A 25,588-nucleotide genomic window follows, 5' to 3' on the forward strand; every position below is an offset into this window, starting at 1 on the left:
GTTATAGTTGCGTGGTTATAATGACCTACGGAGGCCCCATGAAAATAAAGAGACATCTTCTACTTCTGCTCCTGGTGGCGCTGATTGCCAGCGGCTGCAACATGTTTCGTTCCTGGAAATCCATCCCGGCGCCGGGCGGATGCTCCGAGTGCCACACTACCGAGATATCGGCGGACTGGCAGGTGGCCTATAAGCCGGTCATGCTTAGTGACGAGACGGATCGCTTTTCATGGCAGAGGCCCGAATCGGTTGAGCGTCCTGATGAATCTCCCCTTGACCAGAAGAAGATCACAGAACAGCGCTGTTTCCGTTGTCACAAGGGACCCAACAAGGCGCATACGGAATATAAGGGACGCTATCACCACTGAGGACGAGACCCCTTGATCTTCAAGGACTCCCGCTGCTGAGGCGGGAGTCCTTTTCTCGTGGGAGTAATCCCATTTTTGTGTGGAGGGCTGATGTTTCGCCGAACGAAGATTGTCGCCACAGTAGGGCCTTCCTGTGATACGGAAGAAGGTCTTTTGGCTTTAATGGAAGCAGGCGCCGATGTGTTTCGCCTGAATTTTTCCCATGGCGGGCACGCTGAGAAAACCGCCATAATCAAAAGAATCCGTAAGCTCTCCAAGCGGCGGCAGCGGGCCGTGGCTATCCTGGGAGATCTGCAGGGGCCTAAAATTCGAACCGGGATGCTCCAGGGCGGCACCATGGAGCTGGTAGCCGGCAGCGAGGTCGTGCTGACCACGCGAAGCGTCGAGGGGGGCGGCGGCGTTATCCCAACCGAATACCAGGACCTGCCCGGGGATGTGGCAGTCGGTGACCGGATTCTTCTTGACGACGGACTGCTTGAGCTGGCCGTCCTGCAAAAAGATGAAACAGATGTATGCTGCCGTGTGGTGGTGGGCGGCACCCTCACGAACCGCAAGGGCATCAATCTGCCGGGGGTGGCTGTTTCGACGCCGGCTCTGACGGAGAAAGACAAGGAGGACCTGGCCTTTTGCATTCGTGAAGGAGTCGATTACCTGGCTCTCTCCTTTGTGCGCAAAGCCAGCGATGTTCGGGAACTCAAAGATCTGCTGTACCGGGACAAGGTCGCGTTGCCGATTATCGCCAAGATTGAGAAACCCGAGGCCGTCGCCGATTTTGACGCCATTCTGGAGGCGTCCGACGGCATCATGGTCGCCCGGGGGGATCTAGGCGTGGAGATGAGTCCGGAAAAAGTGCCCCTCATCCAGAAGCAGATCATCCGCAAGTGCAATAAGGCGGGTAAGCCGGTTATCACGGCAACTCAGATGCTGGAGAGCATGGTTAATAATCCACGCCCGACCCGGGCGGAGACATCCGATGTGGCCAACGCCATTCTGGATGGCACGGACGCCGTCATGCTCTCGGCGGAGACGGCCTCCGGCCGTTATCCCGTTGCGGCGGTCGCGTTGATGGTGCGGGTCGCCAAGGATGTGGAGGGCGATCCGGAACTGAAGGATCAGGTCTTCCATCCGCTGGATGAGATTCTCGGTTACCGCCGCCTGCCGGAAGCCATCGGCCAGGCCGCTGTTCGCGTAGCCGAGACCATCGGGGCCGGGGCGATTCTTGCCTTCACGCAGACGGGGAGCACAGCCGCCCTCGTGGCCAAATACCGGCCCAATCTGCCCATTTACGCGGTGACACCCTCGCCCAAGGTGCGCCGACGCCTGGCGCTCTATGCTGGCGTGCGTTCCATTCGGGTCGACATCGAAGGGGATACGGAAGCCCAGATCCGCTCAGTGGAGCAGGCCGTGCTGACCTCGGGTGTCATGCAGGTTGGCGATGTCGTGGTTATCACCATGGGCAGCCCGGTGTCCGCACCGGGGACGACCAATCTCCTCAAGGTTCACCGGTTGGGAACGGGTCACTTTTATGAGGTTCATTAACCGGCGCTTGCCCAGCCTTTTACTTCATGTGATGACGGGAAAGTTTTCATGAAAAAGAAAGCCGTGGTTCTCTACAGCGGGGGACTGGATTCCACCACCTGCATGGCCATTGCGCAAGCGGAAGGCTTTGTCCCTTACGCCATGAGCTTTGCCTACGGTCAGCGACACAGCGTCGAGGTAAGCAAAGCCATGGAATATGCCAAGGAGATTGGCGCCAAAGACCATCATCTGGTCGAATTCGATTTGCGTCGTATCGGTGGCAGCGCCCTTACTTCCGACCTGGAGGTGCCCAAGGAAGGGGTGGAGGAGGGGAATATCCCCGTTACCTATGTACCGGCGCGCAATACCATCTTTCTCTCTTTCGCCCTGGGCTGGGCGGAAGTTCTCGGCGCCTTCGATATTTATATCGGTGTCAATGCCCTGGACTATTCCGGATATCCTGACTGCCGGCCGGAATATATCGCCGCTTTTGAAACCCTGGCCAATCTGGCTACCCGGGAAGGGGTGGAAGGCCGCGGACGCTACCGGATCCATACCCCGCTGATGACCTTGACCAAAGGGGAAATCATTCGACGCGGTCTGCAGCTTGGGGTTAACTATGCGCTGACCCACTCCTGTTATGATCCTTCGCCAGAAGGGCTTTCCTGTGGGATCTGCGACTCCTGCCGGTTGCGCCTGAAAGGGTTTGCCGAGGTCGGGGTGGCCGATCCCATCCCTTATGCCGGACGGACGGACAAGCGTTGAATCAGCCAGAAGCAAAAGCACGGATAACAGACAAGGAACCATAAAGAACAATGACTGATAGGCTGAAAAGCGACGATCTCTCTAATACTCCGGCCATGCCCGATATGCAGAAGGCACGGGATACCCGTAATATCCCCATCGACAAGGTCGGGGTGAAAGATATCCGCTACCCCATCGTAGTGCTGGACAAAAGCCGCGAAAGCCAGCACACCGTGGCGCGCATCAACATGTATGTCGACTTGCCGCATCACTTCAAGGGAACCCACATGAGCCGTTTCGTGGAGATTCTCAACCAGTATCGCGGCGAGATCAGCATCGAGAGCCTCGACACCATCCTGCAGGACATGAAGGATCGCCTCGATGCTTCCTGCGCCCATATGGAACTGGAATTTCCCTATTTCATCGAAAAGGAGGCACCGGCCTCCGGCGCCAAGGGGTTGATGGAATATCAGTGCCAGATGATCGGCACCCTCGGCCAGGAGGCCGACTTTATTCTCGGCGCCACCGTGCCGGTGACCTCCCTGTGTCCCTGCTCCCGTGAGATCAGCGCTCGCGGAGCCCACAACCAGCGCAGCGCTATCCATGTGCAGATCCGCTACCGGGGACATGTCTGGCTGGAAGACCTCATCGCCTGGGTGGAGGCCTGTGGCAGTGCGCCCGTCTACGCTCTGCTCAAGCGCGAAGACGAAAAGGCAGTCACCGAGCAGGCTTATGACAATCCCATGTTTGTGGAAGACATCGTGCGGGCGGTCACACAAAAACTCAAGGGGGTTGAGGAAATCCTCTGGTTTCGGGTTGAGTGCGAAAACTTTGAGTCAATCCACAACCATTCTGCCTATGCCCTGGTCGAGTGGGCGCGCTGAAAGCCCAACCTGTGGATAAGGTTGTGGAAAATGTGAATAAGGGGGGTTTCTCCGGTGGGGAATTCCCCCTAGACCCTTTGAGGCATCATCTGGGAATATTGGCAAAGGAGCCGGTTCCCGGTCGGGTAAAGACGCGGCTGAGCCCGCCTCTGACATCGGCTGAGGCCGCTCAGCTCTATGAGGTCTGCCTGCGGGAGACCGTGCAACGCCTGCGCGAAACGGGTGTGAGCCTTACCCTTTTTTATGCCGGTTCAGAAGCCTATTTCCGCCGTACTTTCCCTGATATACCCCTGCAGCCCCAAGAAGGAAACGACCTAGGCGAGCGCCTGGAGAGAGCTCTGTGCTTCCTGTTCCGTCAGGGGGCGGCCGGCGCCGCCCTGGTCGGCTCGGACAGCCCCGATATCCCTTTGCACCTGGTGAAGGAGGCCTTTCAGTTTCTGGCGGAAGAGACAGCTCTCACAATTCCTGCCCTGGATGGCGGCTATGTTCTCGTGGGTGAGCGCGATCACCATCCTCAGCTCTTTCGCGATATTCCCTGGAGTACGGCCCACGTCCTCGCGGAAACGAGGCGCCGGGTCGCTGAGCTGAACCTGAGCTATCGGGAACTGACCCCGTGGGATGATGTCGATGACCTTCCCTCGCTGGGGCGACTGCTCGAGCGTTCCCCCGCGAGCGAGACGGCCTGTTTCGTGCGGGCTCATCTGACGAAATACCTGAGTTTAATTGAAGGGTTAAAAAGGCAAAGGGGTTGATTTTGCGGGTTTTTCCAGCCGATAGACGTTGACAGGTGCAGAAGGATGGCCGATAATTCAGCCCTTGTACGGACGCGCACTACCTAAAAGGAGGCCTTATTTTGGATCTCATCCTGAACGCCGGACCGGTCGTCAAACTGGTCATGTTGATACTGGCCTATTTTTCCATCGTCAGCTGGGCCATCATTTTTTTCAAGTTTCGTGAAATCCACCGAGCCACCAAAGATTCCTCCGGTTTTCTCGATTTTTTCTGGAGCAAGAAACGTCTGGACGTCATCGGCCAGGGACTCAAGGATTTCCGCCACTCCCCCCTGACAGTCCTCTTCCGCGAAGCCTATCAGGAGCTGCTCAAGGATCAGCGCCGCCGGGATCCCGACGAAGAGCCGGCCTTCTCCGCTGATCTGGGCCGCGCGGAAAGCGTGGCTCGCGCCCTGCGTCGGGCCACCACCCAGGAGACGCAGCGCCTGGAAAAGTTCCTCACCTTTCTGGCCACCACCGGTTCGACGGCCCCCTTTATCGGCCTGTTCGGTACCGTCTGGGGCATCATGGATTCCTTCCGTGGCATCGGCCAGACCGGCAGCGCTTCACTGGCCGTCGTCGCGCCGGGTATATCCGAAGCCCTCGTGGCCACGGCCATCGGCTTGGTGGCGGCCATTCCCGCCGTCGTGGGCTACAACCATTTTGTCAACAAGGTCAATGTGCTCACGGGCGAGATGGATAATTTCAGTCAGGAATTCCTCAATATCGTCGAGCGCATGGGACGGAGAGGCTGAAGATGGAAGTCGGTCGGCGTGACGGCAACAGCCGCAGAGCCCTGTCCCAGATCAACGTCACCCCCTTTGTCGATGTCATGCTGGTGCTGCTCATCATCTTCATGGTGACGGCGCCGATGATGGATCAGGGTGTTGAGGTCAACCTGCCGGAGGTCGCCGAGGCTCCGACCCTGGAGGCGGCCAACGAGCCGCTCATCCTCACCGTTGACAAGCAGGGCACCATTTCCATCGGGCGTTCCCGGGTCGACAATGCGGACAAGCTCGTCCCCGTCCTGGAGCAAATTCTCAGCACGCGTAAAGAGAAGGAAGTTTTTTTGCAGGCGGATCGGGATGTCCCCTACGGCAAGGTCGTGCAGGTCATGGCGGCCGTGCGCAAGGCCGGTGTCAGCAAGATGGGGATGGTGTCGCAGCCCCCGGAGCCCTGAGGTAATCTTTCGGACGTGGGCACAGATAACCTGATATGAAGACAGTCAAACAGACAGCTCCGAGCGCGCCTCGATCCACCCCTGCTTCCGGTCTGGGACGCATGCTGGTCCTTTCACTGGCGGCCCACCTGGCGGTGATCCTGTCGTTTACCGTCGGCCTCATTCCCCTGCGGCAGACGCCGCCACGGGAAGTCTATCACGTCGACCTGGTGAACCTGCCGGTGAAAGACCCGCAAGCCGGCCGGCCCGACGCCCGTCCGACGGAAACCAAAAAACCGGAGCCGCCCCAGCCGGCCCTACCCAAGCCGGTGCCACCCGCCCCCAAGGTCGAAGCGAAACCTGCGCCTAAACCCGCTCCTAAGCCGGCCCAGAAACCGGCAGTTCCTGTCAAGCCGAAGGCAAAGCCAGCCGAGAAAAAGACCGCCGCCCCGGCGGCGCAGTCGGATCCCCTGAAGGCTATCGAGGAGATGCGGAAGCGGCAGGAGCTGGACAAAGCTATAGAAGATTTAAAGCAGAAGGCAGACCGCCTGAGTCAGAGCGACACCCGCAACTCGGTGGCCAGCCAGGCGCCGGTGGGAATGCCGACGGGTAAAGGGACTGAGGCGGGTCCCGATCACCAAGCATGGATAAGCAAACATGTTAAGGCTGGTTGGACTCTAAGTAGGCACCAGGTAAGCCGTCTTGATCTCGTGGCCGTGGTGCGTTTGCAGTTCGATGCCCGTGGTAATCTGCGTCATTTTGAGTTTGAGGAAAAAACAATGGACGCCCCTTTTAACAATTCGATCGAGCAGGCCATTCGACAACTCCCCAAGCTACCGAATACTTCTGGGCCGCTCACCTTGACCGTGATATTTAACCTTGAAGATCTAATGGAGTAGTCCATATGATGCGTACCTGTTGGCTGTTGCTGGTGCTGTTGCTGGTCTGCAGTCTGCCCGCTCCTGCTGCCCAGATTGTCATAAGTGGTCCGGGCAAGCAGGCCATTCCCCTGGCGGTGACCGAATTTCTGCCCTTGTCGGGCCAGAGCGCCCGCCCGGAGGTGGCCCGCGAGCTGGACGAGCTGCTGCGAGGCGATTTTGACTTTTCCGGCCTTTTTGCCCTGCTGCCGCGGGAATCCTACCTCAGCGATGCTTCCCGGCTGACCCTGAACAGCGCCGAAGTGAACTTTGAGCAATGGCGCCTGCTCGGCACCCAGTCCCTCGTCAAAGGCGGTTATGCCGTGCGGGGGGACGAGCTGATCATCGAGGCCAGGCTGTTCGATGTAGGCAGTCGGCGCATGCTGACCGGGCGCCGCTACCAGGGCAAGCTGGCCGACCTGCGCCGTATGGGCCATACCTTTGCCGACCAGGTGCTCAAGGCTCTCACGGGAGAAGAGGGACCATTCAACACCCGTATCGCTTTTGTCGGCGCTCACAGCGGTCACAAAGAACTGTATCTGATGGACGTGGACGGCCGCAACGTCAAGCGCATCACGGACCATCGCTCCATCGTCCTCAATCCCGATTTTTCCCCCGTCGGCAAAGAGATCCTCTTCACCTCCTACAAAGGGGGCAATCCCGATCTCTATCGAAAGGAAATCTACTCCGGCCGCGAGGCGCGTTTCTCCTACCGGCGCGGGCTCAATATTGCCGGCCGCTATCGGGCCGACGGCAAAGAGGTCGCTGCGACCCTGTCGCGGGACGGCAATGCCGAGATTTACCTTATCGGCATGGACAGTGCCATTCACAAACGGTTGACGAACAGCTGGGGAATCGATGTCGATCCCACCTGGAGTCCTCGCGGCGACGAGATCGCCTTCGTTTCCGATCGCTTGGGCAATCCGCATATCTTCATTGTCGATGTCATCAAGGGCGAGGTCCGACGGTTGACGCGGGAAGGGAAATACAATGCCACCCCGGCCTGGAGTCCCAAAGGAGATCGCCTCGTCTTCAGCCGACTGGAAGGGGGAGTCTTTGATATCTACACCATCCGTCCCGATGGCAGCGACGAGCGCCGACTGACCTTCGGACCCGGCAGCAAGGAACATCCCCGCTGGAGTCCCGATGGTCGATTTATCGTCTATTCCTCCGACCCAAAGGGTGACAAAGCCATTTACATCATGCGGGCTGACGGCAGCGGCTCCCGCCAGATATCGCCGGCAGGGGGAGAAAGCCGACATCCGGCCTGGTCCTCCACCTGGTAATCACATTGCTTTTCCCCACGGCTACGTATATGATTTCCATGTTTTTTGCATAGAGTCAGAAACATTCGAAGTTCACTATAATGCCGTATTTCTGAAAGGAGTCTAGGATCATGAACGTACGTCAGTTTGGAAAAGGGATTTTTCTGGGGGTCTTGGTAGCGCTGCTGGCGACCGGCTGCGCCAAAAAGCCGGCTCCGGGTGACTCTTTGGAGTCCGATCAGGCCGGCTTCACTCAAGAGACCGTTCCGTCCGATGGCGGCGGCTTCCAGGAACAGTCCTTCGACGAACAGACCTTTACTGAAGCGCCCGGGTTGGTCGACGCCGACGTGATCACCGGGCTTGAGCGAGTCTTCTTCGAATTCGACCAATACACGCTGACCGAGCAGTCCCGGGAAGTGCTGGCCAACAACGCCCAGTACCTGAAAAACAACCCAGGTGTCAAAGTGGTCATTGAGGGGCACTGCGACGAGCGCGGCTCCGACGAGTACAACCTGGCTTTGGGTGAGCGCCGGGCGGCCGCGGCCAAAAACTATGTCGTTTCTCTTGGCGTGGCAGAAGATCGCATGACGATCATCTCCTACGGCGAGGAAATTCCTCTCGATCCCCGCACCTCGGAAGAGGCCTGGGCCAAGAACCGGCGGGCGGAATTCAAGGCCGTTCGCTGATTGTTGCAGAGAAGGGGCTGTGCCGAAGAGGCACAGCCCCCGTTATGCCTGAAGGAGAGAAATAGTGAAAGGGTGGAAAGTAATCGTGCTGTTAGGGATGCTGGCGGTCATGACGGCTGGCTGCATACCGACCCAGCGAGACCTGCGCATGGAACGGGATCTTGAGGAGATGAAGCGCCGGCTGGCCTCCTTTGAACGCAATGCGGCCCTGCAGCGTCAGGCGGCGCCGGGTGAAAGACGTCTGGACGATGTTGGCCGTCAGGTCGCGGATCTCCAGGCGGCGCTGGACACCTTGCGCGTGGATGTGCAGGCCGTCAGTGGCCGGATGGAAGACCTCAGCCGCCAGCGGGAGGAAAGCCGTCAGGAAATGGCCCTGATCCGCGATGATCTGAGCCTGAAGGTCTCTTCGCTCGAAGACAGGATGGCTGGCCTGACAGCAGGAGCGATCCCTCCGGCTGGCAGTACCATGTCAGCCTCGTCTCCCGAGTTCCTCTACGAAGAAGGTTTGGCGTTGATCCGCCAGCAGGGCAACTTTGTCGAAGGACGCAAAAGGATGAGCGATTTCGTGCAGAACCATGCCGCGCATCCCCTCGCCGTCAACGCCATGTACTGGATTGGGGAGGCCTACTATGGTGAGAAGAAGTACGAAAACGCCATTCTGCAGTTTCAGGATGTGATCCAGAAATATCCGGACAATCCGAAGGCAGCGGCGGCCATGTTGAAGCAGGGCCTGGCCTTTCACGCTCTTGGAGACGTCAAGAATGCCAAGGTCATCATGCAGAAGGTGATGGAGACCTACCCCAAGTCGGTAGAAGCCGAAAAAGCCCGCGAACGCCTGGCCGTCTGGTAGTCAGGCGCGCATCATCTCGACAGATCATGACAGAAAAGGCGGCCTTTGGCCGCCTTTTCTGTGTTAAGAGCAAGATTGCAGAATGCGCTATTTGACAATCAGCCAGGAACCGTCCGGCTGCCGGCAGGCGGTGCCGTAGGCCAGCTGCTGCTGCCCGCCGATAATGACCGTTTGCTGGTATTCCCGGCAGTACTGGTTTTCGGCGGCCTGATAGGTGCGTACGGGGGTGAAGGTGCCCGAGTTGCCGCTGTCGGGGTTGACCCAGTTGGTTGTCTGGTTGGTCCGGGTGTATTCCAGGGCGTACTGGGCATTCTGCTCCATGGCCAGGCGATCGGCACGGTCGAGGGAACGTCCGATCTCCTGCCCGAGCAGAGCGCCGGCCAAAGTCCCGACCGCAACGGCCACCAGACGGCCTCGTCCCGAACCAACCTGCGCGCCAAGCAGGGCGCCGCCAGTGGCGCCCAGGAGCGTACCGGTTTCTTCTTTGGGGCCGGCTGTCGGCGCACAACTGGTCAGCAGCATGGTGAGCAGGGTCAGCAGGGCTAATGCTTTTTTCATCGCAGTGTTCCCCCAAAAAGATGTATTTGGTCATCCCCGTCATAAAATAGGTAAATTCGAGTATAGCGGTGCTCCGCGAACTGTCAAGGCGAGGACCTGGAAAGCATTTGATCGCTTTTAATCAGAAGGAAGATTGCCCCTTTGGAGGAAGGTGGTAGACTAATGGTGTAAGATGAATATTCAAGCCGGGGAGGTAGAGCATGAATAAATCGGAAAGCGCCTGTTTAACTTTTGATGGGGCCTGCGACGCGGCCATTGACTTGGAAGGACGCATATATCAGCATTTCCTGCAGGCAATTCGCCTGGTCAGGGATGAGGCGGCCGTAGCCATTCTCCGAGACGCGGCGATCGACCGCCTGCAGATTAAACACAAGTTGGAAGAGGCGGCGCTCAAGGGGGAAATCGACCAGCAGTCCGTTCAGGGGCGCGTGCCGACCATGGAACTGCTGCTGAACTGTTGCGATCCCAGTCAGATTGATGCCAAGGCGGACAATCGCCAGGCGCTGGCCTTCGCCATCCAGTTGTCCAAGGACGCCCTCAAATTCTACCGCACCATGGCGTCCGAGTGCAGTGGCGCTCCCATGGCTGAGCTTTTCACTGTTCTTGGCGACGATCAGACGCGTACGCTGCAGCAGCTCGAGTACACCTATGAGGAGCACTTCCTGCCTGAGAATTGAGGCGGTAGCCATCCCTCCATACTGACCCGCAAAGCGTTAATCAGGAAGGAGATGCGTGTCATGTCCGATGAAAACAGGAGAGCCCCGATAAGGTCAGGGCGGATGGCTTTTTACCTGTTCCTTGCTGCCATGGCCCTGGGGCTCGCCCTATATGTTCTGGCCAGGGAGCCGGACCCCGGTTTCCCAATCAATATGATTCATCTGCTGTTCAGGGACTGAGTTTCAGTCCAAGTCTTTCCTGAGTCTGGCATCCTTCGACGGGACGGTTTCCTTTTTCCGTTTTATGGGATAAAAAAGGGGGACATTCCGGCCTCGCTGACTGGCCGGCACCTTTTTCCCCTTTTTATTGCCGGACACGAGACAACCATGGAACATCCCACCGCCACTGACCAGCAACGCCGGCGCCTGGTGCCGCTGCTGTGCTTTATCGTTTTCTTCTCCGTTCTGAACGGCACCATGTTCAATGTGGCGGTTCCCGACATCGCCGCCGAGTTCAATCTCTCCCCCGGCGAGGTCAGCTGGGTGATCACTATCTATATCGTCGCCTTCGCCCTGGCGGCGGTCACCTATGGAAAGCTGGCCGATCTTTTCCCCGTACGCAACCTCATTACCATCGGCCTCCTTTTTTTCAACGTCGGCGCCCTGTTGGGCTACGTCGCCGACTGGTATCCCCTGTTGATCGGCGCCCGCTTAATTCAGGCGGTCGGCGGCGGCTCCATCCCGGCCATGGGCATGCTGGTGGCGACGCGCTACTTTCCTCCGGACATGCGGGGGCGGGTGCTGGGGGCCGTTGCCTCCACCGTCGCCTTTGCCTCGGGCGTGGGCCCGCTGGTTGGCGGCCTGCTGGCCGGGAGTTTTGACTGGCGCACCCTTTTCCTCCTCTCGCTTATGACCCTGGCGGCCATCCCCCTGTTTCGACGTTTTCTGCCGGCCGAAGCAGGGTCTCGCGGGGAGCTCGACTGCCTCGGCGCCGGCTACCTGGCTGCGGCCGTGGTCCTGCTGCTGCTCTTTGTGGCCCAGGGGGAAGCCTGGGCGTTGCCCTTGGGGGCGCTGGCCCTGCTGATCTTTGTCCGCCACATCCGCCGCCATCCGGCGCCCTTTGTTCCGGTCTCTCTTTTTGCCAATTCCCGCTACAGCCTGGGTTTGTTGACTGTCTTTCTGGCCGTGGGGACGGTCTTCGGCATGTTTTTTCTCATCCCCCTGCTTCTTCGGCAGATTCATCAGCTCGACACCCTCCAGATCGGCCTGTCCCTGTTCCCCGGCGCCATGGCGGCCGCCATCCTGGGCAACATCGGCGGTCGGCTGGCGGATCGGATCGGCAGCTCGGTGGTAGTGCGCAGCGGTCTGGTTCTGCTCAGTATCGGGTTTCTGTGGTTGGCCTCCATAGCCGGCCACTCGGCCTGGGCTGTCGCCCTCGTGCTGATGGTCTGTTATGTCGGTTTTTCGCTGATTCACGCGGCCTTGGCCAAGACCATATCCCTGACTCTCCCGCACGCGCAGGCCGGCATCGGCATGGGCTTCTACAATCTCGTCTTCTTTACCGCCGGCGCTTTCGGTGCCGCCGTGGCCGCGCGGCTGCTGGAAATGGCTCCCGGCGTCGGTGCGCAAGCGTTGTCGGCGACTCCTTATCGGCTGGTCTTTCTGCTGTCGGCAGGTACCGATTTGCTGGCCCTGGTCCTTTTTCACTATCGCTTCAGGAGGAGTGAGGAGACAAGCCCTTGAGGAGGGGAGGATGTCCCTTTACCTGAAAAGAGCCTTTGAGCCGCCCCAGCCACAGGATGGCTATCGCGTCCTGGTCGATGGCCTGTGGCCGCGGGGCCTGTCCAAGGACGCGCTGCAGGTACAGGAATGGTTGAAGGAGATCGCGCCGAGCCGTGAGCTGCGGCGGTGGTTCGGGCATGATCCGGACCGGTGGGAAGAATTCAGGCGCCGCTACTTCGAGGAACTGGAGGCGAAGGGGGAAGCGCTGACAGAACTGCGGGAGCGAGCCAGGCAGGGGACCCTGACTCTGGTCTACGCCGCCCGCGACGAGGAGCACAACAACGCCGTGGCGCTGCGGGACTATCTGCTCCGTCGGAAGTGAGGGGCAGGTCCGCCAGCAGACGAGCCTGCCCTCAAGAGGGGAGGCCTAGTGCTGATGAGCGTTCGGCGCCGCTGGCTGGCCGTGATGGGGTCCCTCATGCACGGCTTTGGCGATGCCCTCGACATAATGCACGTAGGTGACATAGGCCTCGACGAACTCGCGTCCGGCTGCCACGCTGCTGTTGGCCTGCTGCCGGGCCTCATGGGCAAGCTGGAAATAGTCCCGCACGCCTTCTTCCGCATGGGCGGCAATGGCTTTAGCCAGATCGTCGACGGAGCCCTGCTGCAGGGCCCGATCGGCGCGGGCTACAACCGGAGCGATGGCGCCGGCGGGCTTGAGGCCGGTGTAGGGTGCCCCTTCACCGGCCCGGTGAATGCGCACCAGGGTTTCAAAGAAGTAACGATCGGCCAGCTCCTTGGCCGCCGGGGAGAGCTGACGCACGGCGAGGGTCTGCGTGAAGGCGGCGCGTATCGCCTCTTCATCGGCGGCCCTTACCCACTTGAGGACGGGGGTGACATCCTGGTTTTCCAGGGCGCCCTTTGCCTCGACCACCACCGGGCCATCGAGGGCATCGCAGTGGGCGGCGGCCAGCCCCGGCAGCAGCAAGCCTGCCAGCAGCAGAAAGATGGTTACCCGTCTCAACAGCGCCTGTCGTCCCATTTCTTTCATCGCAAACTCCTTTCAATCTTGAATCCCGACAGCCTCATGCCGCCGGCAACAGTTTGGCCGCTTTGGGGAAGAGGATATTATTCTCCAGATGCACGTGCTTGTGGAGGTCGTCCTCAAATTCCTTGAGCAGGCGATAGGTGACTGCGAAGGTGTTGCAGACATCGGCGGGGATCGTGTAGTCGCCAGCCAGACGCCGGATTTCGTGAGTCGCCTCGCCAATGGCCTCATGGTCACGATGGAGGGTCTCCAGCGTCCGTCGCAGGTGACTGGCATCCTCTGTGGTCGGTGCGGTGCCGGCCTGGTGGGCGGCTTCGATGCCCTTGATGGCGGGAAAGAAGACCTCTTCCTCTTCGCGCAGGTGCTCCACCATGTCGGCGGCGATGCTGTCGAAAAGGGTGGCGATGCGAACCACCTCGGGGTGGTGTTCGCCGTGGACCTCGGCGATCTTGTGGGCGTAGGCGGCGATCTGACCCAGATTGTCGTTGAGCCAGGCATGGTGGTTGTTGACGATATAATCGGCCAGAAAGGCCAGATCCCAGGCGGCGTAGTTTTCGTGCCCGCTAGTCGCCGTTTCTTTGGCTGCCTCGAGTTCACGAAGGAGGTCGTCGGGGTCGAGACCCTTGTCGCGGGCGGCGTTGCCCAGGGTCACCTGGCCGCCGCAGCAGAAGTCGATGCCGTGTTTCTCGAAGACGGCGGCGTTCCGGTAATCCTCGGCGACCAGGTCGCCAATGGTCTGTTCCAAACGGTTTTGATTCGGTGTTGTGGTCTTGATTGTCATAGGTCACCTCTGCTTTCTGAAAAAACGCCAGAGTGCGTGTTTGTGAAGAAAAGGCGCTGTTGAGAAAAATTTAACAGAAAGACCCGGGTCAGAAATTGACCCGGGTCAAAGAGAAACCATTTTCTTTACTAATATACCAGGAAATCGCCGAAAGGACCGAAATCCGCCTAGTCGTCGCCCTCCCGGGTCGGTGTTGGATTCTTGTCCAGGCCGCGACCGCGCCAGAGGAAGAAGATGACGGGGTAGACCAGCATCTCCAGAGCCAGGGAGGTGACCGAGCCGCCGACCATGGGGGCGGCGATACGCTTCATGACGTCGGCGCCGGCGCCGGTGCTCCACATGATGGGAAAGAGGCCGGCGATGATGGTGACCACGGTCATCACCTTGGGACGGATCCGTTTGACGGCGCCGTGGTGGATGGCCTGCTTGAGGTCGCCCAGGGTGAGCATGCGACCTTCTTCCGTCCATTTTTTGTGAGCGAGGTCGAGGTAGAGGAGCATGACAACGCCCGTTTCGGCGTCGAGGCCGGCGAGGGCGATGAGGCCGACCCAGACGCCGATGGACATATTGTAGTCGAGCAGATAGAGCAGCCAGAAGGCGCCGACCAGCGAAAAGGGGACCGCCATGAAGACGATCGCTGTTTTAACGGCGGAATGGGTGCTCATGTAGATGATGACGAAGATGATCAGCAGGGTCAGCGGGATGATAACCAGCAGGCGGGCCCGGGTTGACTCGATGTACTCGTACTGGCCGCTCCAGACGATGTTGTAGCCGGTGGGCAGGCTGATGTTGTCGGCCACCGCCTGCTGGGCGTTTTCCACGTAGGTGCCGAGATCGATCCCCTTGATATCGACGTAAACCCAGGCCGTGCGCCGGGAGTTCTCCGTCTTGATGCTGTCGGGGTCGTTGCGCACGGTGATGGTCGCCAGCTGCTCCAGGGGAATATGGGCCCCTGTCGGCGAGGGCACGAGGAGCTGCCTGAGGGCGGGAATATCGCTGCGGAAGTCGCGGTCGTAGCGCAGGCTGATGGGGTAGCGCTCCAGCCCTTCGACGGTCTGGGTGATAGTCATGCCCCCCAGAGCCGACTGGATGACGTCCTGGATGTCCCCCACCTGAATACCATAGCGGGCGGCGGCGAGGCGGTCGATGTCGAAATCGAGAAAGAAGCCGCCAACGGTGCGTTCGGAGATGGCCGAAAGGGTGCCCTTGAGGGGGCGCACCACCGCTTCGACCTCCTCGCCCAGACGATTGAGTACCTCCAGATCGGGCCCCATGATCTTGATGCCGACGGGGGTCTTGATGCCGGTGGAGAGCATGTCGATGCGCGTCTTGATGGGCATAGTCCAGGCGTTGGTCAGGCCGGGAAACTGTACGGCGTTGTTAAGCTGCTCCGTCAGCTCGGCCACGGAGATCTTGCGTTTCTCTGGCAGCAGCCAGCGCAGGGGAATCTTGAGGGGCTCGCTCCATTGCGGCCAGTCGCTGTAGAAGCGGTGGTTCGGCATGTCCCGCCAGTCCGCCTCGTCCTTGAGCATAATGGTGGTCTCAATCATCATCATCGGTGCCGGATCGGTGGCGGTCTCCGCCCGGCCGATCTTGCCGAAGACCGTCTCCACTTCAGGGAACTGGCGGATGATGCGGTCGGTCTGCTGCAAAAGTTCCTTGGCCTTGGTCACCGACAGGCCCGGCAGGGTGGTGGGCATGTAGAGCAGATCCCCCTCGTACAGGGGCGGCATGAACTCCGTCCCCATCTTGGTCAAGGGGTAGCTGATGGAGATGACCAGCAGCAGGGCCACCAGCAGCGTCGTCTTGCGCCAGCGCAACACCAGATCGACCACGGGGTGGTAGAGGGCGATAAGCAGGCGGTTGATGGGGTTACGCTCCTCCGAGCGGATCTTGCCGCGGATGAGCCAGAGCATGAGGACGGGAACGATGGTGATAGAGAGGAGCGCCGCCGCCGCCATGGAGTAGGTCTTGGTGAAGGCCAGGGGCTTGAACATGCGGCCCGCCTGCTCCTGCAGGGTGAAAACCGGCGCGAAGGAGACGGTGATAACCAGCAGGGCGAAGAAGATGGTGGGCCCGACTTCCTTGGCCGCCTCGATGATGGCCTCCCGCCGCGGCCTTCCTCCCTTCTCCAGATGCTTATGGGCGTTCTCCACCATGATGATGGCCGAGTCGACCATGGTACCGATGGCAATGGCGATCCCGCCCAGGCTCATGATGTTCACGTTGATTCCCTGGGCGTACATGATGATGAAAGCCATGAGGATGGCCACGGGCAGGGCCAGAATGACCACGATGGCGCTGGGCAGATGAAAGAGGAAGAGGATGATGACCAGGCCGACGACCAGGCTCTCCTCCAGCAGCTTCTCCTTGAGGTTGGAGGTGGCGCGCTCGATCAGGCCGGAGCGGTCGTAGACGGGGATGATCTCCACCCCTTCGGGCAAACCAGCCTTGAGCTCCTCCAGCTTGCGCTTGACGTTGTCGATAGTCTTGAGAGCGTTTTCGCCATAGCGCATGACGATAATGCCGCCGACAGTCTCCCCTTCGCCGTCGAGGTCGGCGATGCCCCGCCGCATCTCGGGTCCGAGCCGAACGTCGGCGATATCCCGCAGCAGCACGGGGGTGCCGCGCTCCGTCGTCATGATGACCACGTTCTGCAGATCCTGCAGGTTCTGGATATAGCCGCGACTGCGGATCATGAACTCCGTTTCCGCCATTTCGATGGCGCCGCCGCCGACATCGAGATTGCTGTTCTTGATGGCCATCTCGACCATGGGCAGCGTGATATCAAAGGCGCGCAGACGATTGGGATCGACGGCTACCTGGTACTGCTTGACGAAGCCGCCGAGGCTGGCCACCTCGGCGACGCCTTCCACCGAGGTCAGCTCATAGCGCAGGAACCAGTCCTGGATGGAGCGCAGCTCCTGCAGGTTGTGGCGATCGCTGACCAGGGCGTATTCGTAGACCCAGCCGACCCCGGTGGCATCGGGACCCAGGGTCGGCGTCACCCCCTCGGGGAGCCGCCCGGAGACGTAGTTGAGATATTCAAGGACGCGGGAGCGGGCCCAGTAGATGTCGGTGCCGTCCTCGAAGATGATGTAGACGAAGGAATAGCCGAAGAAGGAATAGCCGCGCACCACTTTGGCGCCGGGGACGGCCAGCATCTGGGTGGTCAGCGGGTAGGTGACCTGGTCCTCCACCACCTGCGGCGCTTGGCCGGGATAGTCGGTGAAGATGATCACCTGCACATCCGAAAGGTCAGGGATGGCGTCGATGGGGATGTTGCGCAGGGAGTAGATCCCGCCGACGACGAGGAAGACGGTGGCCAGAACGACCACGAAGGTATTGCGTATCGACCATTCGATTATTTTTTCAAGCATCGCAGTATCCTGACAGCGTTGAAAGTGAGGGGTGAGGACTGAGGGAATAGGTACCTCAGGCCTGGCCGCACAGGGGTTGCCTGCTCGCTAGAACAGGTCTTCCAGGTCATCCTCCGGCTGCCCGACCGGATCGGACGCCGGGCTGGCGGGAGCCTTGGGAGCCATCATCTTCTGGATGGCCTCACGCAGCTTGCTCTCTGAATCGAGCATGAACTGGGCCGAGGTGACGACCTGTTCCCCCTGCTGGAGGCCGGAGAGAATCTGCACCTGGCCGTCTTCCCCCTGGATTCCCGTCTCGACCACGCGCGGCTCGAAGCGTCCCTCGCCGAGGGCGACGAAGACATGCTGCCGGGTGCCGGAGGTGAGGATGGCATCGACGGGGATGAGGAGGACGTCCTTGGAGGCCTGGGTGTGGAGGCGCACGTTGACGAACATCTCCGGTTTCAGCTCCAGGCCGGGGTTGGGCAGCTCGATGCGTACCTGCACGGTGCGGCTCTTGGGATCGACGGTGGGGTAGATGTAAACGATTTTGCCAGTCAGCGTGCGGTTACCGGCGTGAGGGACCTCCACCGTGACCGTCTGCCCCTCTTTCACCCAGGGGAGCTGGTACTCGTACAGGTCGGCCAGCACCCAGATGCGGCTCAAGTCGGTGAGCTGCATCAGCTCCATCCCCGGCTTCAGGCTCATCCCCTCGACGGCTTTCTTGTCGCCGACAATGCCGCTGACGGGAGCGAACAGCGTCAGGGTCTTGCGGATCTCTCCGCTCTTTTCCAGCTGCTCTATCTGGCGGGCACTGATGTCCCAGTAACTTAGGCGCTGACGGGCGGCGCTCAGGAGGCGCTCGCCACCGGCGCCGAGGTCGGCGATGGGGCTCTGGGCCAGCTCGGCCTGGTGGCGTAGGGCCAGCAGGTACTCCTGCTGGGCGGCGACCAGGTCGGGGCTGTAAATCTCGAGGAGCGGCTGTCCTTTTTGTACCAGCTGTCCCGTCTGGTTGACGTACAGGCGTTCGATCCAGCCACCGATCTTGCTGTTGACGGCGTACTGGGACGATTCATCATAGCTGATGCGGCCAACGGTGCGCACCTCGCGGTGCAGGTCGCCGCGGGTGACGGTCGCCGTGCGCACCCCCATGTTCTGGGTGGTGACGGGGTCTATGGCGATGGCGCTGCCGCCGGAGCCGTCTTCATAGACGGGAACGAGATCATGTCCCATGTAGTCCTGGCCGGGTTCGTCGCGGACATAGGTCGGGTCCATGGGCGAGGCCCAGTGGATGATCTTGGCTGGCCCGCCCGTAGCTTGCGAGCCACCCCCCGTGCCGGGCTTGAGGGGGGTCAGATCCATGGCGCAGATGGGGCAGATGCCCGGCTCATCCTGGATGATGAAGGGGTGCATGCCGCAGGTGTACTGCACCTTTTCCCCAGCGGCTGTCTCCGTTGCCGTCTCGTGGCCATGGTCGTCGTGGTCGCCGGAGCGCCCCCAGAAATAGCCGCCGCCGAGAGCGACGATCAGCAGCAGGGCGATCAGCAGCAGGGCGATCAGGGGAGATTTCATATTTCTTTTGCTCATGACAGAACCTCTTCTAAGGGGCGCTTACTTTGTTAAATCCGTACCGACCAGGGCCTCGAGCTGGGCCAGGCTCAGGCGGTAGTCGGCCATGGTCTGATAAAGTTGACGTTCATCGTTGAACAGGGTGGTCAGGCTGTTGAGCATCCGGGAAAAATCGACCTTGTTGTTGCTGTAGCCGATCTGGGCCGATTCAAAGGCGTGGGTCGATTGGGGGAGAATGCCGCCACGGTAGAGCTCCAGCAGGCGACCGGCACGATCGAGTTTTGCGAGCAGGTCGGCAATGCCCCCGTCGATGGCGTTGCGCAGGTCATGCAGTTCGGCCTGGGCCGTAGCTTGCTGGGCGTTGGCTTCGGCCACCCGAGCCTGCCGGCGTTCGCGCCAGATGGGCAGATTGAAAGAGACGGAAGCACTGTACATATCATCCCCCTCACCCCCCATGGCCGGTTCGCGCTGCATGTATTCGAGGGATAGGGTGAAATCGGGGTAGAAGGCTTTTTGGGCGAGAGCCTCCTCCGCCTTGCTCTTGTCGATCTGCGCGGACAAACCGGCGAGAAGAGGCCGCTTTTCCTCTGCCAATCGCCGGAGGGCATCGGCCCCATAGGGCACGGGCGGCGTGTCGAGGTCGGCGATATATCCGATGGGGGTGTCGGCGGGGCGGGCGAGGAGGCGGTTAAGGTTCGCCTGCAGGCTGCGCCGCTGCTGGTCGAGCCCAATCTGTGCTTCCAGCAGGCGCGAGCGCTCCACTTGGGCCCGGAGCACATCCTGCTGGCGGCCTTCACCAACGCCGTAGCGGGTTTCGGCGGCCCGGATCACCGTCTCCATCACCTGGAGATTGCGGCTCAGGATATCCTGAGCCTTGTCGACCAGAAACAGGCGGGCGTAGACTTCTTTCACCAGGGCCGTCAGGGCCAGCTTGCGCTCCTCATGGCGGGCCTGGGCAGAGACCGCATCCAGGCTGGCGGCTTCCCGGGCCAGCGCGCGTTTGCCAAAGAAGGGGAGTTTTTGGCTGAGGCCGATCACCTTGGACGTCATGCCATCCTGATCAAAGGCGAAGGGATCGCTCACCAGGCCGTTGCTGATCCCCAGCATCAGCATGGGGTCATCAAAGCTGCCGGCCTGCTGGGCTTTTGCTAAAAAGGTCTGCCACTGGGCCTCGGAGGCTTCGATGGAAGGGTTGCGGCTGACCGCCTCCTGCACCAGGGCAGGCAGATCAGGCGCCGGTGGGTCGGTGCCCCAGGCCTTTGTCCCCAACAGGAGCAAAAAGAGAACCATTCCGGTCAAAAGCTGTCGATTCACCCATGTCGCCATCGCTGTTCCTCAATTTCGTAACGGGAACCCTCTGTCGGTTCCGAAAAAGTTCACTGGTTCACTTCCTCCTCCCAAGGAGCAAGCACTATGCCCAGCCGCTCCTTCCCGACGAACAGGGCATTCGGACTGCCTTTTATAAATCGAATTGTTTTTATATTAGGCGGGTTTGGCCGAATGTCCATGCCCCTGCCGGCAGAGTGAAAGTTGGGGAGAGCGGATATGGGGGGGAAAAGACCGTGCGACGGCAACAGGCAAGAGGGCGATTTTGTAGAATAATTCACGCGGGCCGTAGAATAATCTACAGCTGTTTGCGGGGGCAGAGAGGCTGGTTGGTGCTTAATCGGTAGGGGGTGTCGTCGGTGAATTGAACTCGCGTACAAAGATTTCCCAAAAGGCCACGAACAAAGCGGCAATCAGCGGACCGACGACGAAGCCGTTCATGCCAAAGACCGCAAAGCCGCCCAGGGTCGACAACAGGACGATATAGTCGGGCAGTTTGGTGTCACGCCCCACCAGAATCGGGCGCAGAATGTTGTCCACCAGACCGATCACCCCTACGCCGAAAGCGGTGAGAATGAGGCCCTGCACCCAATCGCCAATGGCGAAGAGGTAAATAGCGACCGGAGCCCAGATGAGGCCAGCGCCCACCACGGGGATGAGGGAGAGGAGGGTCATCACCACGCCCCAGAGCAGGGCGCCGGGAATGCCGAGAATGGCGAAGATAATACCCCCCAGACTACCTTGTACCACGGCGACAACGAGGTTGCCTTTGACGGTGGCCCGGGCCACTTCGGCAAATTTGGCGAAAAGAAGACGCTCCCGTTCATCCCCCAGAGGAAGGGCGCGCACCAGCATTTCGACCAACTGCTGCCCATCCCGCAGCAGGAAAAAAGCGACATAGAGCATGAGGCCGAGGCTGACGAAAAACTGCAGGGTATCCTGGCCAAACTGTACGGCGTTTTGGGCGAGAAAGCGACTGGCCGCCAGCGCTGCCCCCGACAACTGTTCCTGCAGGGGGTTCAGGTCGAGATTCAGGCGTTCGAGAAAATTCTGAATAACGGGAAAGGCCTCCCGAATACGTTGAATATATTGGGCGAAATCCAGGTCGCCGTTCTGCAGGCGCTGGTACAGACTGGCGCCCTCCTGCAGAAATGAGCCAAAGACGAAGAGGGTCGGAACAATGCCGATGAGGACTCCGGCAGTCAAAGTCGCCAGCGCGGCCAGATTGCTGCGCTCTCCCCAGGCGGCCAGCAGGCGCCGGTAGAGGGGATAGAAAATCAGGCCGACAATACAGGCCCAGAAAATCGCCCCGAAAAAAGGCTTGAGCAGCACAAGAAACAGAATCGTCACCAGCCCCAGCATCAAAAGAAAGGTCAACTTTTCGAGCCAGGGCAACTCCTTGGGCTGATTGTCTTTTTGGTCAGGCATCTGGCGCATCTCTTTCGTTGCGTGGAATAAAAGCAAGGAACGGCTGAAAGTTTATCATAGTTTCTTGCTGGACGTTAAAGCTCTTTCGTTTCACATCCCCTCCCGCCGGGTAGCCACTCCTGTCTTCGGGAAGATTGCTAAAAGGTAATCTTCCGGTCATGTTTCGACAACTATTCTGTTTTACATTCACCCTGTTTGAAAAGCACGAAACCTCAGGGCCTTGCGCGTTAAGCAACAGGCTTTCAAGGGAAAGGTTGCGGGTACCCCGTGAAACTTCTATTCAGCAATCCAAGGTCAGCCCCTGCGGTGGAAAAGCTGCTGCCAGACCTGACCAAATACCTTTTGGTCAGTGTTTTTGGCACGTTGGTGCATTACGGTCTCATGGTGACCCTGATCCGGCGATTTTCTGCAGGCGTGTTGCCCGCTTCCACCGCAGGGGCGATGACAGGTGCCCTGATCATTTATCTGCTGAATTATTTCTGCACCTTCCACAGCCGGAAAAGACACCTGGAGTCCGTGTCCAGGTTTTTCCTGGTCGCTGCCTTGGGGCTGGTCATTAACGGACTCGTCTTAAAAGCGATGCTTGGCTGTCTAGGCGGACACTATCTTATCGCTCAGTGTCTTGCCACCGGCGCTGTTTTCGGATTCAGCTTCACCTTAAACCGGACCTGGACATTTTAAAGGAGCCAGAATATGAGAAAACCCTCCCTCAACAAGGCGGCAAAAACAGTTCAGAAAGAGACCCTGCTGACGGTTGTGGTGCCGGCCTACAACGAACAGGAAGTTATTCTTGAATTCCACCGCAGGCTCTGCTCGGCCCTGGAAGGGGCCGACATAGACCGCGCAGAAATCCTCTATGTCAATGACGGGAGCAGCGATAATACCCTGCCCCTGTTGTTGGAGCTGATGCGAGAGGACCGGCGCGTCGAGGTCCTTGACCTGAGTCGCAACTTCGGCAAGGAGGCGGCGATGACAGCCGGGTTGGATCATGCTCACGGCGATGCGGTGGTGGTGATCGACGCCGATCTGCAGGATCCGCCGGAACAGATTCCCGACATGGTCAGGGAATGGCGTCAGGGCTTCGATGTGGTTTACATGCGGCGCCTCAGCCGGGAAGGGGAAACCTGGCTGAAAAAGACGACCGCCCGCGCTTTTTATGCGCTCATGGCCCGCGTGGGACGCGTCAAGGTGCCCGAGAATGTAGGTGATTTCCGTTTGCTGAGCCGGCGGGCAGTCGATGCCTTGAAGCAGCTGCCCGAACGGACCCGGTTCATGAAGGGGCTTTTTGCCTGGATCGGTTTCCCGGCGAAAGAGCTTCCCTACCACCGTGATCCCCGCTATGCAGGCGTCACCAAGTGGAACTACTGGGGGCTGTGGAATCTGGCGATCGAAGGGATAACCTCATTTACCGTGGCGCCCCTGAAAATTGCCAGCTATATCGGATTTCTGACCTCGGCGGCGGCGCTGCTTTACGGGCTGTTTGTCCTGGCCAAAGCGCTGTTTTTCGGCGATCCGGTGCCAGGCTACCCAAGCCTGATGGTCGTGATCTTGTTTCTGGGCGGCCTTCAGCTGTTGGCCATCGGCGTGGTCGGTGAGTACCTGGGGCGGATGTTTGTCGAAACCAAGCAGCGGCCCATTTACCTGGTGAACAGTCACCACCGTGCGGCCATCGGGCGGGTGGTCCTGAAACCTTTCGATTTGGCCCGCAGGAACCAAGAGGCGTTATCATGGCATTCCAATTGACATCTATTCAACGCAAGGTGTTCCGGGGGATACTCGCTGTGGCAGCGATGGTCCGCCTGCTGTCCCTGGGAAGCTATCCGCTGGCCGATACTACCGAGGCGCGCTATGGCGAAATCGCCCGGCTCATGGCACAGACGGGCGATTGGATCACCCCGCAGATTCATCAGGGTGTTCCTTTCTGGGGAAAGCCCCCCCTGTCGACCTGGCTTTCGGCCCTTTCCATCCGCGTACTGGGAGTGAACGAGTTCGCCATTCGTTTGCCGTCGTTTCTGTTAGCTCTTCTTGTTCTCGCCCTGGTTTATTTCATCGCCGTCCGGCAGCGTGGGCAGGATTTTGCCCTGGTGGCGACTGTGGTACTGGCCCTCTCCGTTCTGTTCTTCGTCAGCAGCGGAGCGGTCATGACCGATCCCGCCCTGCTTTTAGGCACGACGCTTTCGATGGTCGCTTTTTGGCGGGCCATGACAGCAAAGAAAAGCCGTGCCCTGGTCTGGGGATATCTCTTCTTTGTCGGTCTGGCCATTGGTCTCCTGGCCAAGGGCCCGGTTGCTTTGATTCTAACCGGTCTGCCCGTCGGGGGCTGGGTCCTCTGCCAAAGACAGTGGGGCCATGTCTGGCGCCGCCTTCCCTGGTTTTCGGGTCTGGCGCTTTGTCTTGCCCTGAGCGCACCCTGGTATTATCTGGCGGAGATAAAGACCCCGGGGTTTCTCGATTATTTTTTGATCGGCGAACACTGGAAGCGTTTTATGGTTTCAGGCTGGCAGGGTGATCTTTACGGCAATGCTCACTCCCGGCCCCTGGGGACCATCTGGCTGTACTGGCTGGTGACAGCGCTGCCGTGGTCCCTGGTTTTGCTCGCCTCCCTCTTCAGGAAAGAGTTCCGACAAAAAGTGGGCCTCATGCTCAGACGCCCCGACGGCTGGGGGGTGTATCTGGTGCTGTGGTCTGTCGCCCCCATGGTTTTTTTCACCCTGGCCGGCAACATTCTGTGGACTTACGTCCTTCCAGGGCTCCCGGCCTTTGCCTTGCTTGTCACTGAACTGATGTTGCCGGACCAGCCCGAAAACTCGACAAGAACGATATCGCCTGTGCCTGGCCTTGGTAAAATAATGAAGGTAGCGGTCACCACCACGCTCCTGTTTGTCTCGGCGTGGCTGTTGATAGCGGGCCAAATTGTGCCGGCCAAAAAATGCCAAAAGGAACTGGTGGCGGCTTACCAGGCAGTCCGGGTCGAGGAAGCGGGAGTCCTGATCTATCTGTTCAAACGGCCGCACTCGGCTGAGTTTTACTCCCGGGGACAGGCGCATTTGGCCGAACAGCCCGCAGAGGTGAATCGGTATTTCCAAAACAGCAGCAATGATTACTTCGCGATCAAAGAAGGGGACTTGAGACGACTGCCCACCGAAGTTCGCCAGCGTGTAACAAAGCTCGGCGAATTCAACGGCTACTATCTTTTGAAGGAAAAATCACGTTATGATGGTGAAAAATATTCCCGGCAATGCCCCGAAAGCCTTGGGGGCTTCCCGGGAGAAGCTGGAAGTTAGCATCCTGGAGAGGGAGTATGAGAGTTCTGCTCATTGAGGATGACGATCGGACCGCCGACTTTGTCGCCAAGGGTTATCAACAAGCCGGGTACGCCGTGGATCGCGCCGCTAACGGGGTAGATGGACTGTTTATGGCCTCTCACACCCCTTACGACATCGCGGTGATCGATATTATGCTGCCCCGGTTGGACGGGTTGACGGTCATTGAAAAGCTCCGAGAACAAAAGCTCAGACTCCCCATTATCGTCGTGAGTGCGAAAAAGTCCGTCGACGACAGGATTCTGGGGCTTCAATCCGGCAGTGACGACTATCTGGTCAAACCCTTTGCCTTTTCTGAGCTGCTGGCTCGTACCCAGGCCTTGCTGCGTCGGGTCAATCAGATCGCTGAACCCATGACTCTCCAGGTCGACGACCTGTCGATGGACGTGGCCCGACGCAAGGTTTTTCGCGCCGGCCGCGAAATCGACCTGCAGCATCGGGAGTTTGCCCTGCTCGAATATCTGATGCGCAACGCAGGCCGGGTCGTTTCCAAGGCCATGATCATGGAGCACGTCTGGGATTATAATTTCGACCCCGAGACCAACGTGGTTGAGTCCCGCATCTGCCGCCTGCGCGATAAAATAGATCGTCCTTTTTCGCGACAGCTCATCCATACGGTGCGTGGCGTCGGCTACCTTCTCGAGGCCAGGGGGTAAC

Annotated in this window: 26 protein-coding genes; 19 read left to right on the forward strand and 7 right to left on the reverse strand. The window is 59.6% G+C overall.

Features of this window, described 5'->3' with window-relative positions:
* The first annotated feature begins 38 nt into the window (after positions 1–38).
* The 11 genes from AOP6_RS00060 (at position 39) to ybgF (ending at position 9,161) form a co-directional block, all read left to right on the forward strand.
* The gene (locus AOP6_RS00060; protein ID WP_155874616.1) at positions 39–368 is read left to right on the forward strand and encodes a cytochrome C; all 330 of its coding nucleotides are present in this window, start codon (positions 39–41) and stop codon (positions 366–368) included.
* 90 nt (positions 369–458) lie between these two features.
* Complete coding sequence (pyk, locus tag AOP6_RS00065; RefSeq protein ID WP_155874617.1) at positions 459–1,907, forward strand: pyruvate kinase; 1,449 nt, start codon at positions 459–461, stop codon at positions 1,905–1,907.
* A gap of 48 nt (positions 1,908–1,955) precedes the next feature.
* Entirely contained in the window at positions 1,956–2,651 is a 696-nt protein-coding gene (queC, locus tag AOP6_RS00070) for a 7-cyano-7-deazaguanine synthase QueC (RefSeq protein ID WP_155874618.1), read from the forward strand.
* A gap of 95 nt (positions 2,652–2,746) precedes the next feature.
* Positions 2,747–3,514: a GTP cyclohydrolase FolE2 gene (folE2, locus tag AOP6_RS00075; RefSeq protein ID WP_155877576.1), complete on the forward strand. Its 768-nt coding sequence runs from the start codon at positions 2,747–2,749 to the stop codon at positions 3,512–3,514.
* 23 nt (positions 3,515–3,537) lie between these two features.
* Positions 3,538–4,266, forward strand: coding sequence for a TIGR04282 family arsenosugar biosynthesis glycosyltransferase (locus AOP6_RS00080; RefSeq protein WP_213194659.1), 729 nt, complete (start codon positions 3,538–3,540; stop codon positions 4,264–4,266).
* Positions 4,267–4,367: 101 nt separating this feature from the next.
* On the forward strand, positions 4,368–5,039 hold the full coding sequence (gene tolQ, locus AOP6_RS00085; RefSeq protein WP_155874620.1) for a protein TolQ: 672 nt from the start codon (positions 4,368–4,370) through the stop codon (positions 5,037–5,039).
* A 2-nt stretch (positions 5,040–5,041) separates the two neighbouring features.
* Positions 5,042–5,464, forward strand: coding sequence for a protein TolR (gene tolR, locus AOP6_RS00090; RefSeq protein ID WP_155874621.1), 423 nt, complete (start codon positions 5,042–5,044; stop codon positions 5,462–5,464).
* A 35-nt stretch (positions 5,465–5,499) separates the two neighbouring features.
* A complete protein-coding gene (locus AOP6_RS00095) occupies positions 5,500–6,342 on the forward strand; it encodes a TonB C-terminal domain-containing protein (protein WP_155874622.1) in 843 nt (280 codons plus the stop codon).
* Positions 6,343–6,347: 5 nt separating this feature from the next.
* Positions 6,348–7,646 carry a Tol-Pal system beta propeller repeat protein TolB gene (gene tolB, locus AOP6_RS00100; RefSeq protein ID WP_275950996.1) on the forward strand — a complete coding sequence of 433 codons (1,299 nt, stop codon included), beginning with the start codon at positions 6,348–6,350 and terminating at the stop codon, positions 7,644–7,646.
* Positions 7,647–7,756: 110 nt separating this feature from the next.
* A complete protein-coding gene (pal, locus tag AOP6_RS00105; RefSeq protein WP_155874623.1) occupies positions 7,757–8,311 on the forward strand; it encodes a peptidoglycan-associated lipoprotein Pal in 555 nt (184 codons plus the stop codon).
* Between the two features lie 64 nt (positions 8,312–8,375).
* Positions 8,376–9,161, forward strand: coding sequence for a tol-pal system protein YbgF (gene ybgF / locus AOP6_RS00110; protein WP_155874624.1), 786 nt, complete (start codon positions 8,376–8,378; stop codon positions 9,159–9,161).
* 87 nt (positions 9,162–9,248) lie between these two features.
* Here the strand turns inward: ybgF and AOP6_RS00115 are convergent, their stop codons facing one another.
* Positions 9,249–9,719 carry an RT0821/Lpp0805 family surface protein gene (locus AOP6_RS00115; RefSeq protein WP_155874625.1) on the reverse strand — a complete coding sequence of 157 codons (471 nt, stop codon included), beginning with the start codon at positions 9,717–9,719 and terminating at the stop codon, positions 9,249–9,251.
* Between the two features lie 200 nt (positions 9,720–9,919).
* Here AOP6_RS00115 and AOP6_RS00120 point away from each other — a divergent pair, with 200 nt between their 5' ends.
* The 4 genes from AOP6_RS00120 to AOP6_RS00135 all read left to right on the forward strand — a co-directional run bounded on the left by AOP6_RS00120 (position 9,920) and on the right by AOP6_RS00135 (position 12,479).
* On the forward strand, positions 9,920–10,396 hold the full coding sequence (locus AOP6_RS00120) for a hypothetical protein (protein WP_155874626.1): 477 nt from the start codon (positions 9,920–9,922) through the stop codon (positions 10,394–10,396).
* A gap of 60 nt (positions 10,397–10,456) precedes the next feature.
* On the forward strand, positions 10,457–10,615 hold the full coding sequence (locus AOP6_RS00125) for a hypothetical protein (protein WP_155874627.1): 159 nt from the start codon (positions 10,457–10,459) through the stop codon (positions 10,613–10,615).
* A gap of 147 nt (positions 10,616–10,762) precedes the next feature.
* Positions 10,763–12,118 carry an MFS transporter gene (locus tag AOP6_RS00130; protein ID WP_155874628.1) on the forward strand — a complete coding sequence of 452 codons (1,356 nt, stop codon included), beginning with the start codon at positions 10,763–10,765 and terminating at the stop codon, positions 12,116–12,118.
* Positions 12,119–12,128: 10 nt separating this feature from the next.
* Positions 12,129–12,479 (forward strand): DUF488 domain-containing protein, encoded by a 351-nt coding sequence (locus AOP6_RS00135; RefSeq protein WP_155874629.1) that lies wholly within the window; start codon positions 12,129–12,131, stop codon positions 12,477–12,479.
* A gap of 45 nt (positions 12,480–12,524) precedes the next feature.
* On the opposite strand, the gene AOP6_RS00140 is transcribed toward AOP6_RS00135, so the two are convergent.
* The 6 genes from AOP6_RS00140 to AOP6_RS00165 all read right to left on the reverse strand — a co-directional run bounded on the left by AOP6_RS00140 (position 12,525) and on the right by AOP6_RS00165 (position 21,608).
* On the reverse strand, positions 12,525–13,148 hold the full coding sequence (locus tag AOP6_RS00140) for a DUF6448 family protein (protein WP_213194661.1): 624 nt from the start codon (positions 13,146–13,148) through the stop codon (positions 12,525–12,527).
* A 34-nt stretch (positions 13,149–13,182) separates the two neighbouring features.
* On the reverse strand, positions 13,183–13,926 hold the full coding sequence (gene ric / locus AOP6_RS00145; protein ID WP_155874630.1) for an iron-sulfur cluster repair di-iron protein: 744 nt from the start codon (positions 13,924–13,926) through the stop codon (positions 13,183–13,185).
* 167 nt (positions 13,927–14,093) lie between these two features.
* On the reverse strand, positions 14,094–17,306 hold the full coding sequence (locus tag AOP6_RS00150) for a CusA/CzcA family heavy metal efflux RND transporter (protein ID WP_155874631.1): 3,213 nt from the start codon (positions 17,304–17,306) through the stop codon (positions 14,094–14,096).
* A gap of 87 nt (positions 17,307–17,393) precedes the next feature.
* Positions 17,394–18,872: an efflux RND transporter periplasmic adaptor subunit gene (locus AOP6_RS00155; RefSeq protein WP_155874632.1), complete on the reverse strand. Its 1,479-nt coding sequence runs from the start codon at positions 18,870–18,872 to the stop codon at positions 17,394–17,396.
* Between the two features lie 24 nt (positions 18,873–18,896).
* On the reverse strand, positions 18,897–20,180 hold the full coding sequence (locus AOP6_RS00160) for a TolC family protein (RefSeq protein ID WP_155874633.1): 1,284 nt from the start codon (positions 20,178–20,180) through the stop codon (positions 18,897–18,899).
* A gap of 336 nt (positions 20,181–20,516) precedes the next feature.
* Positions 20,517–21,608, reverse strand: coding sequence for an AI-2E family transporter (locus tag AOP6_RS00165; protein WP_155874634.1), 1,092 nt, complete (start codon positions 21,606–21,608; stop codon positions 20,517–20,519).
* A gap of 267 nt (positions 21,609–21,875) precedes the next feature.
* Between AOP6_RS00165 and AOP6_RS00170 the strand changes: the two genes are divergently transcribed.
* From AOP6_RS00170 to AOP6_RS00185, 4 genes are read left to right on the forward strand one after another with little or no spacing between them, the layout of a single operon-like run.
* The gene (locus AOP6_RS00170) at positions 21,876–22,289 is read left to right on the forward strand and encodes a GtrA family protein (RefSeq protein WP_155874635.1); all 414 of its coding nucleotides are present in this window, start codon (positions 21,876–21,878) and stop codon (positions 22,287–22,289) included.
* A gap of 12 nt (positions 22,290–22,301) precedes the next feature.
* Positions 22,302–23,351, forward strand: a complete 1,050-nt coding sequence (locus AOP6_RS00175) for a glycosyltransferase family 2 protein (RefSeq protein WP_155874636.1) — start codon at positions 22,302–22,304, stop codon at positions 23,349–23,351.
* Entirely contained in the window at positions 23,336–24,892 is a 1,557-nt protein-coding gene (locus tag AOP6_RS00180) for a glycosyltransferase family 39 protein (RefSeq protein ID WP_155874637.1), read from the forward strand. Before AOP6_RS00175 ends, AOP6_RS00180 begins: the two co-directional genes overlap by 16 nt.
* 17 nt (positions 24,893–24,909) lie before the next feature.
* Positions 24,910–25,587 (forward strand): response regulator transcription factor, encoded by a 678-nt coding sequence (locus AOP6_RS00185; protein WP_155874638.1) that lies wholly within the window; start codon positions 24,910–24,912, stop codon positions 25,585–25,587.
* Position 25,588: the final 1 nt, after the last annotated feature.

The organism is Desulfuromonas sp. AOP6 (assembly GCF_009731355.2).
Lineage (GTDB): Bacteria > Desulfobacterota > Desulfuromonadia > Desulfuromonadales > SZUA-540 > SZUA-540.